Annotated in this window: 17 protein-coding genes and 2 pseudogenes; 10 read left to right on the top strand and 9 right to left on the bottom strand. The window is 59.2% G+C overall.

The features are described from left to right. Position 1: 1 nt before the first annotated feature. The 3 genes from AC6RA8_RS06800 (at position 2) to hemA (ending at position 2,995) form a co-directional block, all read left to right on the top strand. Positions 2–1,270: an FCSD flavin-binding domain-containing protein gene (locus AC6RA8_RS06800; RefSeq protein ID WP_500351464.1), complete on the top strand. Its 1,269-nt coding sequence runs from the start codon at positions 2–4 to the stop codon at positions 1,268–1,270. Between the two features lie 79 nt (positions 1,271–1,349). Then, positions 1,350–1,778, top strand: coding sequence for a DUF302 domain-containing protein (locus AC6RA8_RS06795; protein ID WP_500351463.1), 429 nt, complete (start codon positions 1,350–1,352; stop codon positions 1,776–1,778). Then, entirely contained in the window at positions 1,778–2,995 is a 1,218-nt protein-coding gene (gene hemA, locus AC6RA8_RS06790; RefSeq protein WP_500351461.1) for a 5-aminolevulinate synthase, read from the top strand. The genes AC6RA8_RS06795 and hemA overlap by 1 nt, the downstream gene beginning before the upstream one ends. A 6-nt stretch (positions 2,996–3,001) precedes the next feature. Here the strand turns inward: hemA and AC6RA8_RS06785 are convergent, their stop codons facing one another. From AC6RA8_RS06785 to AC6RA8_RS06775, 3 genes are all read right to left on the bottom strand, one after another. Then, entirely contained in the window at positions 3,002–4,066 is a 1,065-nt protein-coding gene (locus AC6RA8_RS06785; protein ID WP_500351460.1) for a YeeE/YedE family protein, read from the bottom strand. A gap of 84 nt (positions 4,067–4,150) precedes the next feature. Continuing rightward, positions 4,151–5,095, bottom strand: a complete 945-nt coding sequence (locus tag AC6RA8_RS06780; protein ID WP_500351459.1) for an MBL fold metallo-hydrolase — start codon at positions 5,093–5,095, stop codon at positions 4,151–4,153. Next, entirely contained in the window at positions 5,095–6,009 is a 915-nt protein-coding gene (locus tag AC6RA8_RS06775) for an MBL fold metallo-hydrolase (RefSeq protein WP_500351457.1), read from the bottom strand. The genes AC6RA8_RS06780 and AC6RA8_RS06775 overlap by 1 nt, the downstream gene beginning before the upstream one ends. Positions 6,010–6,145: 136 nt before the next feature. Between AC6RA8_RS06775 and AC6RA8_RS06770 the strand changes: the two genes are divergently transcribed. The 7 genes and pseudogenes from AC6RA8_RS06770 (at position 6,146) to AC6RA8_RS06740 (ending at position 11,195) form a co-directional block, all read left to right on the top strand. Then, positions 6,146–6,811: a Crp/Fnr family transcriptional regulator gene (locus AC6RA8_RS06770; RefSeq protein ID WP_500351456.1), complete on the top strand. Its 666-nt coding sequence runs from the start codon at positions 6,146–6,148 to the stop codon at positions 6,809–6,811. A 97-nt stretch (positions 6,812–6,908) separates the two neighbouring features. Continuing rightward, entirely contained in the window at positions 6,909–7,124 is a 216-nt protein-coding gene (locus tag AC6RA8_RS06765; protein ID WP_500351454.1) for a YgaP family membrane protein, read from the top strand. Position 7,125: 1 nt separating this feature from the next. Continuing rightward, positions 7,126–7,557 carry a YeeE/YedE family protein gene (locus AC6RA8_RS06760; protein ID WP_500351452.1) on the top strand — a complete coding sequence of 144 codons (432 nt, stop codon included), beginning with the start codon at positions 7,126–7,128 and terminating at the stop codon, positions 7,555–7,557. Positions 7,558–7,560: 3 nt separating this feature from the next. Further along, positions 7,561–7,992, top strand: coding sequence for a DUF6691 family protein (locus tag AC6RA8_RS06755; RefSeq protein WP_500351451.1), 432 nt, complete (start codon positions 7,561–7,563; stop codon positions 7,990–7,992). 33 nt (positions 7,993–8,025) lie between these two features. Beyond that, a complete protein-coding gene (locus AC6RA8_RS06750; RefSeq protein WP_500351450.1) occupies positions 8,026–8,910 on the top strand; it encodes an MBL fold metallo-hydrolase in 885 nt (294 codons plus the stop codon). Between the two features lie 22 nt (positions 8,911–8,932). Next, the gene (locus tag AC6RA8_RS06745) at positions 8,933–9,370 is read left to right on the top strand and encodes a protein tyrosine phosphatase family protein (protein WP_500351448.1); all 438 of its coding nucleotides are present in this window, start codon (positions 8,933–8,935) and stop codon (positions 9,368–9,370) included. A 108-nt stretch (positions 9,371–9,478) separates the two neighbouring features. After that, positions 9,479–11,195 (top strand): annotated as a pseudogene (locus AC6RA8_RS06740) (SulP family inorganic anion transporter). Between the two features lie 114 nt (positions 11,196–11,309). Here the strand turns inward: AC6RA8_RS06740 and AC6RA8_RS06735 are convergent. From AC6RA8_RS06735 to AC6RA8_RS06710, 6 genes and pseudogenes are all read right to left on the bottom strand, one after another. Beyond that, on the bottom strand, positions 11,310–11,657 hold the full coding sequence (locus tag AC6RA8_RS06735; protein WP_500351447.1) for a hypothetical protein: 348 nt from the start codon (positions 11,655–11,657) through the stop codon (positions 11,310–11,312). A gap of 194 nt (positions 11,658–11,851) precedes the next feature. Next, a complete protein-coding gene (locus AC6RA8_RS06730; RefSeq protein ID WP_500351445.1) occupies positions 11,852–12,163 on the bottom strand; it encodes an NAD-dependent epimerase/dehydratase family protein in 312 nt (103 codons plus the stop codon). Between the two features lie 272 nt (positions 12,164–12,435). Further along, positions 12,436–13,581, bottom strand: a complete 1,146-nt coding sequence (locus AC6RA8_RS06725) for an iron-containing alcohol dehydrogenase (RefSeq protein WP_500351444.1) — start codon at positions 13,579–13,581, stop codon at positions 12,436–12,438. 4 nt (positions 13,582–13,585) lie between these two features. Then, positions 13,586–14,953: an aldehyde dehydrogenase family protein gene (locus tag AC6RA8_RS06720; protein ID WP_500351443.1), complete on the bottom strand. Its 1,368-nt coding sequence runs from the start codon at positions 14,951–14,953 to the stop codon at positions 13,586–13,588. Positions 14,954–14,956: 3 nt separating this feature from the next. Continuing rightward, positions 14,957–16,321: a glutamine synthetase family protein gene (locus AC6RA8_RS06715; RefSeq protein ID WP_500351442.1), complete on the bottom strand. Its 1,365-nt coding sequence runs from the start codon at positions 16,319–16,321 to the stop codon at positions 14,957–14,959. A gap of 57 nt (positions 16,322–16,378) precedes the next feature. Then, positions 16,379–16,524: pseudogene (locus AC6RA8_RS06710) on the bottom strand (C4-dicarboxylate ABC transporter); the annotation flags it as partial.

Here is a 16,524-nt window from a genome sequence, read left to right as displayed (position 1 = left end):
AATGACTTTTAACAGACGGACCTTTCTAGGAACATCTGCCATCGCGGCTGCGGCCCTTGCCGCACCTATGGTGCGTGCGCAGGGCAAGCCCCGCGTCGTGGTGATCGGCGGCGGGGCAGGCGGGGCTACAGCAGCACGCTACATCGCCAAGGATAGCAAGGGCGATGTGGACGTCACCCTGATCGAGCCCACGCGCACCTACTACACCTGCTTCTTCTCGAACCTCTACTTGGGCGGTTTCAAAGAGATGGACGATTTGGGCCACAGCTATGGTGGTCTGGCCGCAGGCGGCGTGAATGTCGTGCATGACTGGGCAGTGGGCGTGGACCGCGATGCCAAGACTGTCACGCTCGCCGGTGGTGACAGCCTGCCTTACGACAAGCTGATCTTGTCGCCCGGCATCGACTTTGTCGACGGAGCGGTAGACGGTTGGGATCTGAGCGCACAGAACGCCATGCCCCACGCTTACAAGGGCGGGTCCCAAACCGAATTGCTAAAGGCACAGCTCAAGGCAATGCCCGAGGGAGGCACCTTTGCCATGGTTGCCCCGCCAAACCCATATCGTTGCCCACCCGGACCATACGAGCGCGTATCTATGGTGGCGCATTATCTCAAGGTCAACAACCCAACGGCCAAGATCATCGTAGCCGACCCGAAGCCCAAATTCTCGAAGATGGCCCTGTTCCAGGAAGGATGGAACAACCACTACGCCGGAATGGTGGACTGGGTCGGCGAAGACTTCGGCGGTGGCGAAGTGTCCGTGGACCCCGCAGCGATGACGGTGACGATCGACGGCGAAGAAACCAAGGTGGATGTCTGCAATGTCATCCCCGCGATGAAAGCAGGCCGAATTGCCGAAATTGCAGGCGTGACCGACGGCAACTGGGCGCCCGTCAATGCGGCTGATATGTCGTCCAAGGCCGACCCAGACATCCACGTGCTGGGCGACGCAAGCCAGCAGGGTGACATGCCGAAATCCGGCTTCTCGGCCAACAGCCAGGCCAAGGTGTGCGCCAACGCCGTACGCGGCGCGCTGACAGGGTCCAAGGTGTTCCCGGCCAAATTCTCGAACACGTGCTGGTCACTGATTGAAACCAATGATGGCGTGAAGGTTGGCGCGACATATGAAGCGACCGAAGAGAAGATCGCAAAGGTGGACGGGTTCATCTCGCAAACCGGCGAAACCTCGGACGTGCGCAAAGCCACCTACGAGGAATCTGAAGGTTGGTACGCAGGTATCACCGCCGACATGTTCGGCGCGGCTGTCTGAGATTGCGGCGGGGCCTTGATACATCTCAAGGCCCCGCGCGCGCATCAACGTAGTTTTACGGTATGATCAGGAGGATAAGATGAAAAGAACTATTCTTGCCATCACGTTGGGCCTTGCGACTGCTGCCCATGCCGAAACTGCAATTACCGTGCCCTTTGAAGGCAGTTTTGATGACGCGGCCTTTGCTGTGGAAAGTGCAATTGTCGGCAAAGGTCTCGTGATCGACTATGTCAGCCACACTGGTGAGATGCTGAACCGTACAGGTGCGGATGTTGGCAGCGATGTGGAGCTGTTCAAAGAGGCGGATATCTTCATCTTCTGCTCAGCCGTGGTGTCACGAGAGGTGATGGAAGTCGATCCAATGAACATTGCGCATTGCCCCTATGGCATCTTCGTGGCCGAAAGAGCGGAAGGCGTCATGATTGGCTACCGTGAGTACCCGCAAGGCGAGATGCAGAAAGTGCAGGCCTTGTTGGCCGACATTGTCGCGGACGCCGTGGAGAATTGATGAACTACTCCGATTTTTTCCGGTCCGAGCTGAACGCCTTGCGTGACAGTGGCAACTACCGCGACTTTGCAGAGCTTGAGCGCCACCGCGGTGCCTTTCCTGCAGCCACCTGCCACAACGGCCCGGGCGAGGTGACGATTTGGTGTTCCAACGACTATCTGGGCATGGGCCAGCACCCCGTTGTGCTGGAGGCCATGCACGAAGCGCTTGACCGTACCGGCGCTGGGGCCGGTGGTACGCGCAATATCTCGGGCACAACGCACGACCACGTAATGCTTGAGGCAGAACTGGCAGATCTGCATGGGAAAGAGGCGGCGCTGCTCTTCACCTCTGGCTACGTGTCAAACTGGGCGACGCTTGGCACGTTGGGCGCTCGTATCCCCGGGCTGACAATCCTGTCTGACGCCCTCAATCATGCGTCAATGATTGAGGGTATCCGGCACTCAAAAGCCGCGCGGGTGATTTGGAAGCACAATGACCTGGCCGATCTGGAAGCGAAACTGGCGGCGTTGCCCGCCAATGCCCCCAAATTGATCGCGTTTGAAAGCGTCTATTCCATGGACGGTGACATCGCACCTATTGCCGAGATCTGTGACCTGGCCGACCGATACAACGCCATGACGTATCTGGACGAGGTTCATGCTGTGGGCCTTTATGGTCCGCGCGGTGGTGGTGTGGCCGAGCGTGAGGGGCTGATGGATCGTCTGACAGTAATCGAAGGGACGTTGGGTAAAGCATTTGGTGTCATGGGTGGATACATCGCCGCGTCGACCGAGCTCTGCGACTTCGTGCGCTCTTTTGCCAGCGGGTTCATCTTTACAACAGCCTTGCCGCCTGCTGTGGCAGCCGGCGCCGCCGCATCCATCCGGCATCTGAAACAAAGTGCCGCCGAGCGTGAGGCCCAGCAGGCGCGTGTTGCCCAAGTGCGCGAACGACTGGATACGATTGGCGTGCCGCATATCGATAATCCAAGCCATATCATCCCGGTGATGGTGGGCGATCCGGTGAAGTGCAAATTCATCTCGGATACATTACTCAGAGACCACGGGATCTACATCCAACCCATCAACTATCCAACTGTCCCCGCGGGGACAGAACGGTTGCGCATCACGCCGTCGCCTGTGCATAGCGAAGAGGATGTAGACCGGTTGGTGGCAGCCCTCGAAGATTTGTGGACCCAGTGTCAGCTCGCGCGGCGACCTATAGCCGCGCAGTAGAGCCGCTTAGGCTGATTGAACCCGTTGGGCGCGTGACGTCATCCAACGATGCGTGATCATTGCGCCCAGCCACATGCAGAAGACCGCGACCCACGCCGTCAGCGCCATGATGGACCCGCCCGCCATACCCGCGCCGACCGCGCAGCCGCCCGCTAGCATGCTGCCAAAGCCCATGAGGACACCGCCGACCAGATAGCGCTCCATCGGGGTATCTGCGTCAAAGCGTTGAACGCGCGCCTCACCCTTGATGAGTGCTGCAAGAAGGGCGCCAACGAACACACCCGGGACAAGGCCCAGGCCGAAGCTGGGGATCACGTCAGGGGCAGCCACCAGCGCCATGAGCGTGTCGGTGGAAGGGCCGGTAAAGGTGACAGACTGTACCGCGATCACCTCGAACGACACCTGAGAGACGGCATATGTAGCCGCCCACCCGATACAGACGGCGACGCCGACAAGGGCAGCAGCAGCAAGTTCTGAAAAGCGCACGCGGTGCAGGCGGCCAAAGACAACGGATGCCACAAGGGCCACCGCGGCAACGGCGGTCAGTCCGGACAATCCCATTCCCATCATGGCCGCGATACTGCGGGCAGACCCGCCGGGAACGGTCCACACCAGAGCGAGCGCTTCCCGCACCGGAGACAGCGCGCCGCTGAGCGCGGCTTGCGCCACGATTGTCACGACAAGCCCCGTCATGATGGCCCGCAAGTTCCCCGTGGCGGATAAAACCAGAAGTCGGCTGACGCACCCGCGGGCAAGGATCATGCCTGAACCGAACATCAGCCCACCAATGATTGCGCCCGACAGGCTGCCCGTTGTCGCCAGTTGGCGGGCGTCGCTGATATCAAGTGCGCCGGTGAGGATCGTGGCCTGTACAGTGACCAATGCGGCAAAGAACGCCACCAACCAGACGGCGAGGCGGGGGCCGGGCGCACCCTCTGACACCTCGACAGCAGCCGCGCGCAAGCAAAACCTGGAATGCAGGGCCGCAGCCCCGAACAGCAGCCCGACGAAAAGGCCAGCCCCGCACATCAATGCCGGATCACCGAACCGGTCGATCAGGGATTCCAGCACCATCCGCTCCTGTTTCCGTTGTCTTTGGTGTGGTGTGCCAGCGTTGCCGCGTGCCCGCCTTGACCCATCGCAAATGCGAAGGCCTTATTCGAACTCCATCTGTTCATAGACGCGGCCCGCGTTCTTGGTGGCCAACTCCTCGAAGGTGTCAAGATGGGCGTAGGGCGACTGGTCGACATAGTAGGCGTCAGCCAAGTCACCTCCCGCATCCAAGTGCGTGCCGATCTGTTGCCTCAGGTAGACAAGGTAGTCACGCGTGTAGCGACGCACCTGATCCATGTTGGTGGGGTGGCCGTGGCCCGGGATCACGTAGGTGGCGTTCAGTGCCTCGAAACAGCACTCCCATGTGTCGATCCAGTCAGCCGTCATCGTGTCGGCAAAGATCGGCAGCATCCGTTCGTGAAAGGCCATGTCGCCCGCGATCACAAGGCTTTGCTCAGGCAGCCAGACCTGCGTGTCGCCGGGGCCGTGCGCCGGACCAAGGTGCAGCACCTCTATTGTGAAATCGCCCATCTCGATGATCTCCCGATCTTCGAACGTCTGTGTGGGCGGTGCGACATAGGTGCCCTCGGCCTTGTCGCGGTTGTAGCGTTTCATGCCTTCAAGGACACGGTGCCCGTTTTCCTCGATCTCGTGCGCGGCATCGACATGCGCGAGGATCGGCACGCCCTGTTCGGCCCAGTAGGAATTGCCGAGCATCGCGTGGCCCTGGCCGTTCTCATCGATGACGAGTTTCACAGGCTGATCGGTGATCAGCTTGATCTCGTCATGCAGTGTCTTGGCCAAAAGGTAAGCCGCCCCGCCATTGATCACGACAACGCCGTCGCCGGTCACGATGAAGCTGAGGTTGTTGTTATGGCCACTGTTCTCGAAAGTCGGTGGGGCAGTGGCCCCGATGGCGGACCAGACATGCGGGATGACCTCCACCGGTTTGGAATAGAGCATCGAGCCGGGGTACTGGTCCGCGATATCCTCACTGGCGCGGGCGGGCAGGGGGATGAGTGCCACAAAAAGAAACAGCCAGCGCATCATGCGTCACCCGGCACGAACACGTACCTCTCTGCATCCGTGTCCACGCGGCCCATGCCGCCTTGCGGCAGGTGGAAGCCGACAATCCGCATCTGCTCGGCCGTGATCCGGTCGAACAGTACCTTGCGCGTGGCTGCGGCCATGGCGCCGTCCTGATCCGAACCACTGATCCATTCCGGCTTGCGAAAGGCCACGTGGTGATTGCCGATGGCGTCACCGATGACCAGCGCGCTGTCTGATCCATTGTGCAGCTCGAAACTCATGTGACCGGGGGTATGACCGGGTGTCGAAACAGCGGCGATGCCGGGCAGGATTTCCTGCCCGTCGTCGAAAAGCTGCACGCTGTCCTCGATCGCCTCCATCCGGCGCTTGGCTCCAACGGCAAACGCGGCGCGCGCGTCGCCGATTGCGTTCACAGTTTCAGGGTCCCACCAATAGTCCCACTCGGCCCGGCCCATCATATAGGTGGCGTCGTAGAACAGCGGTTCGTCAAATTCGTCGAGCAAACCCCAGATGTGATCTGGATGCGCATGCGTGAACACGACGTGGGTGATGTCCTCGGGCGTGAGCCCGGCTGCAGCTAGGCTATCGAGTACAGCGCCCGCAGTTGGCATGAAGTCCGGGCCGGAGCCCACATCGAAGAGGACGGTATTTGTTCCATCGCGGTAAAGCGCGAGGTTGCATTCCGGTGTCAACTGGTCGTCCGAGATACTGTAATCCGCCAGTATCGGTGCCAGTTCGTCCTTGGGCATTGGTTCAAAGATGAAACTGCCAGGCAGCGTCAAGCTGCCGTCACTGACGGTGGTGAGGGTCGCGGAGCCAAGGGATACGTCGGCGCAGGCAATGCGAGGCGAGACCCATGCAAGCGGAACTGCAGCCGCACTTTGCAGAAACGAGCGACGCGTCTGGTGCATAGAATCCTCCCTTTAATTCTTATATTCGAATATTAATGTATTTATCTTCTATGGCAAGACGCTGTGGCATGGGCCATATCGCAAGCGGGGACGTGCATAAGTATGTGCAAACACCGAACACGGGGATCATGAAACGATGGGCATCGGCGATTGGACAGAACGCTTTCAGGGTACGGCGGCCTTGCCGCGTACGGTGCGCGACCGGCTCTTGGACAGCGCGCGCACTGTGCGCCTGCAAGCAGGCAAGACGGTTTTCAGCCCTGATAATATTCCAGACAGCCTCATGTTCTTGGTTGATGGCACCATCCGTGTGTCGCAATCATCCGAGGGTGGCCGGGACATCGTGCTCTACCGCGTTGAGGCCGGGGAAAGCTGCGTTCTGACGACCGCCTGCATGTTAGCCGAGGAGGCGTACAACGCCGAAGGCACGGCGGAGACAGATGTTGTGGCTGTGGTCCTGCCGCGCCTCGCCTTTGATCGGTTGGTCGCCGAAGAACCCGCATTTCGCAGCTTTGTATTTGCGGCCTATTCGCGCCGGTTGATTGATCTGTTGCGTGTGGTTGATGATGTCGCCTTTGGCCGCATCGACGTGCGACTGGCGGAACGACTGATCGCACTGGCTGGGACCAACGCCCAGATTTCCGCGACACACCAACAGCTTGCTAGTGAACTTGGTACGGCACGCGAGGTCATCTCGCGCGTGTTGCAGGACTTTTCCAAACGCGGGCTGATCCAGCAGACGCGTGGGCACATCACATTAAAAGAGCGTGATGGTCTACGCGCGATTGCAGACAGCACCTGAACCCGGGAAATCCTTTCCAGTTTGGTGACAATATCACTGAAGTGTGGGAACTGAGCCGGTATTCTGGGAGTAGAATGAACGTACCGGAGGACTTGTCATGACTGTGAATGTTGGAACTGCTGACCGCATTGTTCGCGCTTGCTTGGGCGTTGGTCTTTTGTACCTCGCATTTCTGAGTGGCCTGCCGCTCTTTGCAGCGCCTCTGTTCAAATTTGGTGCTGCGGCGATCGGCATTGTCATGCTGGCCACATCGACGCTGAAGATGTGCCCGATCTATTCGATCTTTGGGCTCAGGACCTGCCGGGGCTGCTGATATGGAAACAGCATTCACGCCAATCGCGTCATTTGGCGGCGGACTGGTCATCGGGCTTGCCGCTGTCCTATTGATGCTGGGGCTCGGTCGTGTTTTTGGCGCAACGGGCATCCTGTCGGGCGCCGTGTTCTTCGAGGACCGGCAGGAGCTGTCGTGGCGCCTCGCGTTGATTGTGGGGATGGTCCTCGCGCCCGGATTGATCTGGGCCACCACGGGCGAAATGCCCGAGCTTAACGTACCGATCAGTCCAACGATGATCGTTGTGGGCGGGGTGATTGTTGGGCTTGGCGCAAGCCTCGGGTCCGGCTGTACTTCTGGACACGGGGTCTGTGGTCTTTCGCGCCTGTCGATCCGGTCTCTGGTGGCTGTGCCGACGTTCATGGCGACGGCTGCAGTCACCGTTTTTGTCATCCGCCACGTGTTGGGAGGGTAAGCCATGAAACTCTTTCTTGCGCTGACCACTGGGATTGTCTTTGGCATCGGCATCGCGCTGTCCGGAATGATGAACCCGGCCAAGGTGCTTAATTTTTTCGACTTCGCCGGCACGTGGGATCCTAGCCTTGCCTTTGTGATGGGCGGAGCTTTGCTCGTGACATTCGTGGGCTACCGGCTGGTGTGGCGGCGTGACGCGCCACTGTTCGGCGGGCGGTTTCAAGTGCCCACAAGCAGCGAGATTGACGTGAAACTTGTCGGCGGGTCGGCGTTGTTCGGCATCGGATGGGGGATCGCGGGCTTCTGTCCTGGCGCTGCCATCCCGGCCCTTGGCACCGGGCGGTGGGAGGTTGCGTTGTTCCTGGTGGCCGTGGTTGCCGGGTTCGGCCTGCGCCGACTGCTCGCACTAATCACACCAAACAAGGTCGCGCCCTGACACCACCAACACATGCACATCGGAGGACATCGCATGACATCCTATCCCGTGGACATGGATACTACACCGCTGGTCGAGGCGTTTTTCGACGAAGCCACCAACACGATCAGCTACATCGTCAAGGATCCGACCTCGAGTGCTTGCGCCATCATCGACAGCGTTATGGATATCGACTACGCCGCCGGGCGGATCACCTCCGAGCATGCAGACACAATGATCGCGCGTGTCACCGAGATGGGTGGTAAGTTGGAGTGGATCATCGAAACCCACGTCCACGCCGATCACCTGAGTGCAGCGCCCTACATCCAGGACAGGCTGGGCGGCAAGATCGGCGTCGGGTCAAAAATCATGGTTGTGCAGGACACGTTCGGGAAGGTGTTTAACGAGGGCACCGAGTTCCAGCGCGATGGCAGCCAGTTCGATGCGCTGTTCGAGGACGGTGATACCTATCAAGTTGGCAACATGCAGGGCTTTGCAATGGCGACGCCCGGCCATACCCCGGCATGCATGGTGCATGTCATAGGCAACGCAGCATTCGTCGGTGATACTCTGTTTATGCCAGACGGCGGATCGGCACGAGCGGACTTTCCCGGTGGGGACGCGGGCGAGCTTTTTGATAGCATCCAGAAGGTGTTGGCGTTGCCGGACGACATGCGTTTGTTCATGTGCCACGATTACGGACCGGGTGGCCGAGATATCGCATGGGAAACGACAGTGGGCGAAGAGAAGGCTCACAACATCCACGTTGGCGGCGGCAAGACGAAGAGCGAATTCATCAAGTTCCGTACCGAACGCGATGCGCAACTGGATATGCCCAAACTTATCATTCCGTCGCTGCAAGTGAATATGCGCGCGGGCGAGGTGCCGACCGATGCGGATGGTAATCCGGTGCTCAAGGTACCGGTCAACGCGTTGTAGCGCCGAAAGGAGGACGCCTCAGATGGATATGAAAAGGATCACCGACGCGCTGACGGTCAGATCCCAGATCCATCCCGTGGATATGGCAGCGATCAAGGCAGCAGGCTTCAAGGCAATCATCTGCAACCGCCCCGACGGGGAAGAGACAGGCCAGCCCCGCTTTGCTGACGTTGCAGCCGCTGCGAAAGCGGCTGGGCTCGAATTGCTTGCCATTCCAGTGACACCTGGACAGATCAATGATGACGACGTGACCGCCTTTGCGGCAGCGCTTAAGGAGGGATCGAACCCGGCGCTGGCCTACTGTCGCACCGGTACGCGCTCGGCGGTGCTATGGGCATTCCAGGCGGCGGGTGTCTCCGCTCCGTCCGACATTCTCGCCGCCACGGCAGCGGCAGGCTACGACGTTGGTGCAGTAGCGGACCGCATCGCAAACGGTGGCATAGTCCCTGCAACAGGCTGATGTCCCGAAGCGGGATGTGTTCAAGTCAGAGTGCGACCTGCGTGTGCGGCATATCGCGGCCAGATTGAAACTGGCCCACCTGCATATGCTTGCGAAAGAGCGAGGCTCATGCGCCTGAAACACTATTTCCCCATCCTTGACTGGGGTCGTACCTATACCCGGGAGGCGCTGTCGAACGGCCTGGTAGCCGCGTTGATCGTGACCATCATGCTGATCCCGCAGTCGCTGGCTTACGCGTTGCTGGCTAGGTTGCTGCCCGAGGCTGGTATTGATGCCTCTATCGTGCCGATCCTGCTCTACGCTGTCCTTGGCACCAGTCGCGCGTTGGCTGTCGGGCCGGTGGCCGTGGTGTCGTTGCTGACAGCGTCGGCCACCGGGCGGGTTGCCGAACAAGGCACAGCCGGCTACGCTACCGCAGCTCTTACGCTCGCGCTTCGTTCTGGCGGGATCCTGATGCTTCTGGGCCTGCTCAGGCTCGGTTTTCTTGCAAACTTCATCAACCACCCGGCCATCTCCGGCTTCATTACAGCCTCTAGTATCCTCATCGTCACGAGCCAGCTCAAGCACATCCTTGGCATCAACGCACACGGCCACACGCTGCTCGAAATGCGCTGGTCGCTCTATGCCTATCTGCACGAGGCCAATGTGATAGCAGCGATCATTGGCCTGTCAGGAGCGGCGTCCCTGTTTTGGGTCCGCATCGGGCTGAAACCCCTTGCGCAGTCGCTTGGCGCATTGGTCAGGCTCGCAGATACTGTGACCAAGGCCGGTCCCGTACTCGTTGTCTTCGTTGTCACAATGCTCACTGTCTGGGTGTTTGGCCTGCAGGCTGCAGGGGAGCAGATCTTCGGTGACGTTCCGCAAGGCTTGCCACCCTTCACACTCCCCGGACTGTCGCCCGATCTCATAAGGGCCCTGTTGGTCCCAGCACTTTTGATCTCCGTTCTCGGATTTGTTGAATCGGTCTCTGTTGCGCAAACCCTTGCGGCCAAGAAAGGTCAGCGCATTGATCCTGATCAGGAGTTGATCGGGCTTGGGGCCGCCAACATTGGTTCCTCCTTTACAGGAGGCTGTCCGGTCACAGGTGGATTCGCCCGGTCGATCGTGAACCATGATGCGGGTGCGGAAACACCTGTGACGGGCGCCTACACCGCCATCGGATTGGCGATTGCCGCTTTGGCGCTGACCCCGCTGATACACTACCTGCCAACTGCGACACTTGCAGCGACCATAATCGTCGCGGTGCTCAGCCTCGTGGACTTGTCGGTTCTGCGTACGACGTGGAACTATTCCAGATCCGACTTTATGGCCGTTGCGGCCACGATCCTGCTGACGCTCGGGCTGGGGTTGAGGTTGGCGTGGCGACGGGTGTCGTCGTGTCGGTCTTGCTGCACCTCTTCAAAACAGCGCGCCCCCAAGTGGCAGAAGTCGGGCTTGTCCCTGGCACCCAGCATTTTCGGAATATTCACCGGCACAAGGTCGAAACCAACTCAAAGGTCGTAACGTTGAGGGTCGATGAAAGCCTCTACTTCATCAACGCCCGCTTTCTTCAAGACATTATCGAAGCGCATTGAAAGATGATACGGAAATTCGGCATGTGATTTTGATGTCTTCCGCGGTGAACGAGGTTGATTTCTCCGCCCTCGAAACTCTGATGGCAATCAATGCTCAGGTCCGTAGTAGGGACGTCGGCCTGCACTTGTCCGAGGTCAAAGGACCGGTGTTGGGCCGGTCAAAGCAATCTCACCTGCTCAGTTCACTCAATGGTCATGTGTTCTTGTCTCAATTCGATGGGTGGCAAGCGCTGCTTCGATCTGAAAATTGACGTGCTCCCTTCAGAAAACGCGCCAAACAATACGTGGTCCAATGCTGCAGCACGCCCGGTGGCCACCAAGGGCGCCATTCCGGCCACTTGCCAGATCACAGTGTGTGGGGGTCTTCAATCTAGGGTCGAAGTTATGTAGCTCTGCAGCGTGATCTTACCGCGAACCGGCTCATGTGCCGTATCCGTCTTGCCGTCGATCATCCGGCGGGTCATGCAAGCATACGAAGCTGCCGCCTCATCCGAAAATCCGAAGCTACGGAACGTCTCTTCCAGAGCCTCGCGCGGAATCTCTTGAACCTGAACGTTGCGACCAATTGCTGTTGCAAACGCGGAGGCGGCATTGTTCGCCGTGTATCGCTCCGTCCCCTCGATATGCTTGAGGCCCACGTCTTCAGGTCCAGACAAGTGACGCCGCGCGGCGGTCTCTCCTAAATCGTCAGGCGCCACCATGGTGATGGACATGTCGGCTGGCAAAAAACTGGGCAGCATTCCGGAAACTTTCACTGGCTCAACCATCCCCGCCCGGTTGCTCATGTAGTGTCCGCCCCTGTTGATTGCGGCTGGGATTGGCTGCTTCTGCAGCGCTTGCTCAAACGCTTGCAGGATGGTGAGATCGCCGCAGCACTCGCCGTCAAAAGCCCCGTGAGTTGATTGCGCTACGGCTTTTCAAGCCCTGAATCCTCGAGTGCCGAATTGACGGCGGCCACGTTTTCGCGTTCTTCCTCATCCGTATCGCCCGAAGGGTTAGCTGGTGGGTTGAGCAGAAACGCTCGTCGGCCGGTTCGGAAAAAGTCTCGCAGCGCATCGACATTGCGAATATTTACCTCGGCGATCTGCGCGCCGTCCTGTTTCAATGCGGCGCCATGATCCTTATCGAGCGAGACAATCGTGACTTTCTGACCTGCGCCCAACAAGGCACGTGCCGTTGCCGAACTGACCCGTCCGGTTCCACCGAGAATGATGTGCATATTGACCTCATGCCTAGGTTTCGGTCAGAGCCTATCCTCGCATCACATCAAGACCTGTCAGGAACATGCCTCAGACGGTTGCTTAATGTGACAAAAGAGGAAGGAGAGCGCACATTGTACGATGCTGCGAGTTGGAAGAAGAATTGCCATTTGAAATGGGTGTGATCGTTTTGGTCTCATGCATCCGATCTGCATTCGTCACCTTTTAGCTACAAGCCCTGAGCTTCGCGTTCGCCTATTTGCGGGGATTCCAACAACGCTTTTTGTATTGCCTATATACAAGCCAACAAAAGCTGCCGTGTGTTGTCAGCGGTCATCTCGACTGGATTTCCACCGGTACTGGGGTCGCTCAGCGCACCGGCGACGACTCGGTCAACATCAATGCCGGTGATCCCCATTTCGGTGAAGGTTTTGGGAATTCCAAGCGATGTGTTGAATTCATCGACAAAAGCGCAGAAGCCGTCAAAGCCGCCCGCAATGTCCAGGTAGTTCGCAGCCTGTCCGATGACACCGGAGATCGCGGGCTTGTTGAATTGTAAGACTGCGGGCATGCAGACCGCATTCGTGGTGCCGTGGTGCGTGTGATACATGGCGCCGATGGGATGAGATAGGGCGTGAATGGCCCCCAACCCCTTCTGGAATGCCGTCGCACCCATTGCAGCGGCGGACATCATGTGGGCACGCGCTTCGAGGTCGCTGCCGTCGGCATAGGCGCGTGGAAGGTAATCTTTCACCAGGCGCATACCCTCAAGCGCCATGCCTTGTGACATGGGATGGTAGTGGGGTGAACAGAACGCCTCGACACAATGCGCAAAGGCATCAAGGCCGGTGCCAGCGGTGATGAACTTGGGCATTCCAACCGTCAGCTCCGGGTCGCAGATCACCTCGGTCGGAAGGAATTTCGGGTGGAAGATGATCTTCTTCTCTTCGGTCTCGGAATTGGTGATGACTGAGGCGCGACCAACCTCTGATCCGGTACCTGCCGTCGTGGGCACCGCCACGATCGGGGCGATTGCATCTGCGTCAGCGCGGGTCCACCAGTCATCGATATCTTCAAAGTCCCAAAGGGGCCGCGTCTGTCCCGCGAGAAAGGCAACGAGCTTGCCCAGATCGAGGCCGGAGCCACCGCCAAAGGCGACCACGCCATCATGCCCACCATCCTTGAAAGCCTGAACGCCTGCGGCGGCATTCTTTTCGTTCGGGTTCGGATCGACATCTGCAAAGAGGGCGCGCCCAAGGCCCGCAGCCTCAAGCAAATCAAGCGTTCTGGTCGTGATCTCCATATCCGCCAGGCCGCGATCCGTAATGAGCAGCGGTTTCTTGATATTCGCAGCGGAACAGGCGTCGGCAATCTCGGCAATGCGCCCTGCGCCGAAACGAATTGCGGTGGGGTATGACCAGTTTGCAGTCAGGGACATGGCGTCAGGCCTTTTTCAGGTGGAAGGATTTGGGACGGGTGAGGTTGTGATAGCCGATGACCGACAAACCCCCTCCGCGTCCGGTGTCTTTGCAGCCGGTCCAGCACAGCCCGGGGTCAAGGTAGTCCGCGCGGTTCATGAAAACGGTTCCAGTTTCGATCTGGTCTGCGATGGCTTCGGCGCGCGCGGTGTCGCGGGTCCAGATGGATGCGGTCAGACCGAAATTGCTGTCATTCATCAGTTTGATCGCCTCGGCATCGTTCTTAACCGGCATGATGCCGACCACGGGGCCAAAGCTTTCGTCGCGCATGACCCGCATGTCATGGGTCACATTGGTGAGAATCTGCGGGGTCAGGTAGGCGCCCCCGTCATCCTCGACAAAGAGGTGGATATGGGCCGTTGCGCCATCCGCAATCGCTTCGGCCGTCTGGGCGCGCACTTCATCGGCAAAGCGTTTGTGCGCCATGGGGCCCAGTGTGGTGTCGGGATCAAGCGGGTTGCCCAGCTTGTATCCACGCAAAATCGCAACGGCCTTTTCGACAAAGGTGTCAAAGTGCTGTTCAGCAACATAGATACGTTCAATCCCGCAACAGCATTGGCCCGAGTTGAACATGGCGCCGTCAATGAGCGTATCTGCGGCGGCATCCAGATCTGCATCGTCACAGACATAGCCGGGGTCTTTGCCGCCCAATTCCAGGCCGATGCCAGTGAAGGTGCCGGCTGCCGCCCGTTCAATCGCTTGCCCGCCGCTGACCGAGCCGGTGAAGTTCACGAAGCCGAAGGATCGTGCGGCGATCAGGTCGGATGTTGTCTGGTGGTCGAGAAAGACATTTTGGAACACGTCCTCTGGAATGCCTGCATCATGGAAGGCCTGTGCCATGCGTTCCCCAACAAGGGGTGTCTGGCTGGCATGTTTCAGCATGACCGTGTTGCCCGCGATCAGTGCAGGGGCCACGGTGTTGATGGCCGTCATGTACGGGTAGTTCCAAGGTGCCACGACCAGAACCACGCCATGCGGCACCCGCTTGATGACACGGCGGAAGCTGTCGCTGTTTTCGACTTCGATATCTGCGAGCGAGTCCTGTGCGATTTTGGCCATGTAGCTGGCGCGTTCGTCAAAGCCGCCAAACTCGCCGCCGTAGCGGATTGGGCGGCCCATCTGGTGGGCCAGCTCGGGCACGATCTGGTCGTTCATTTTGCCCACATTCGTGACCCCGGCTTGCACAAGGGCAATACGGTCTTCCAACGGGCGCGCTGCCCATTCGGCCTGTGCCGCCTTGGCACGGGCGACGGCGACGCGTGCTGCGTCAGCAGAAAGTGTGGGGCGCTCGGCATAGACCGAACCATCAATGGGAGAAATGCAACGGATCATGCGTCAGGCCCTTTCAAAGCCACGGGCGATTTCCCAATCGGTCACCACGCGGTCGTACTCTTCCTGTTCCCACTCGGCGCAGCGCGTGTAGTGGGCAACAACGTCCTCGCCAAACGCTTCCTTTAGAAAGGCCGAGTTGCGTAGCGTTTCGGTCGCAGCGCGCAATGTCTGCGGAATGTCCTGTGCGTCAGCCGCGTCGTACACGTCGCCGGTGGTTGGCGGTGCGAGCGTCATCTGATCTTCGATGCCCTTGATGCCCGCTGCCAGCATGGCGGCCTGGGCCAGATACGGGTTCAGATCGCTGCCGCCGATGCGGCATTCCACGCGGACACCCTTGGTGCCGTCCCCACATAGGCGGAACCCAGCGGTGCGGTTGTCTACGGACCAGACAGTCTTGGTCGGAGCGAACGTGCCTTTGGCAAAGCGTTTGTAGCTGTTGATGTAGGGGGCCAGAAAGAATGTGTAGTCGGGCGCATAGGCGATCAGGCCCGCCACGTAGTGGTCCATCAGCTTGGATTTTCCCAAGGCGGCTTCCGGGTCATAGAATGCCGGGGTGCCATCCTTCCAGAGTGACTGGTGAACGTGGGACGAGCTGCCCACCTTGGTGTGGTCCCATTTGGGCAGGAAGGTCGCGGCATGTCCCTGTTGCCACGCGATTTCCTTGATCGCGTTTTTGGCAATCGTGTGATGGTCGGCGCAGTCCAGCGCCTCTGCATAGCGGATGTTCAGCTCTTCCTGACCGGCCTCGGCCTCACCCTTGGAATTCTCAACGGGCAGTCCGGCGGCAAAAAGATGGTTGCGGATGGGGCGCATCACGCCCTCTTCCTTGGTGGTTTGGAGGATATGGTAATCTTCGTTGTAGCCGCTGATCGGGGCCAGATCGCGGAAGCCGCCCTTGCGGATGTCATCGAAACTCTGTTCGAACAGGAAAAACTCCAGTTCGGTCGCCATCATCGCGTCGTAGCCAAGGGCTTTCAGCCGCTCGATCTGACGTTTCAAAACCTGACGCGGGGCGTGCGGCACCGGCGCGTGGGTATGGTGATCCAGGATGTCGCACAGGACCATGGCGGTGCCGTCCAACCACGGGACCAGACGGATGGTGCCAAGATCAGGCGCCATGATGTAATCGCCGTAGCCACCTTCCCAGCTTGATGCAGCGTAGCCGTCTGGGGTGGCCATTTCGAGGTCCGTGGCCAGCAGGTAGTTGCAGCAATGGGTTTCCTTGAACGACGTTTCCACGAAGTTCACCGCGTGGAACCGCTTGCCCATCAGGCGGCCCTGCATGTCCGGAAAACAGGGCAGAACGGTGTCGATGGATCCGTCTTCGACCTTCGACTTGAGGTCATCAAAGCTCAACAATCCCGGCATGTGCGTCTCTTTCATCTTGGTGAAGGGGGCGGTTCGACCCGCCCCCATGCAGTTTGCTTAACCGTAGCGGTAAGGACGACCGGCTTTGACCATGTCGGCGTTGTACTTTTTGAAGATGTCGACCACTTTGCGCTTTGTCTCGCTTTCGGCGGCGATCTCTTCCCAGAAGTCCTGTGCGGCATTCTCGACCTGCGCCCATTCTT

It is taken from the genome of Tateyamaria sp., assembly GCF_059783535.1.
Note: the sequence above shows the minus strand (reverse complement) of the source record. Positions and strands in the feature narration are given on the sequence as shown.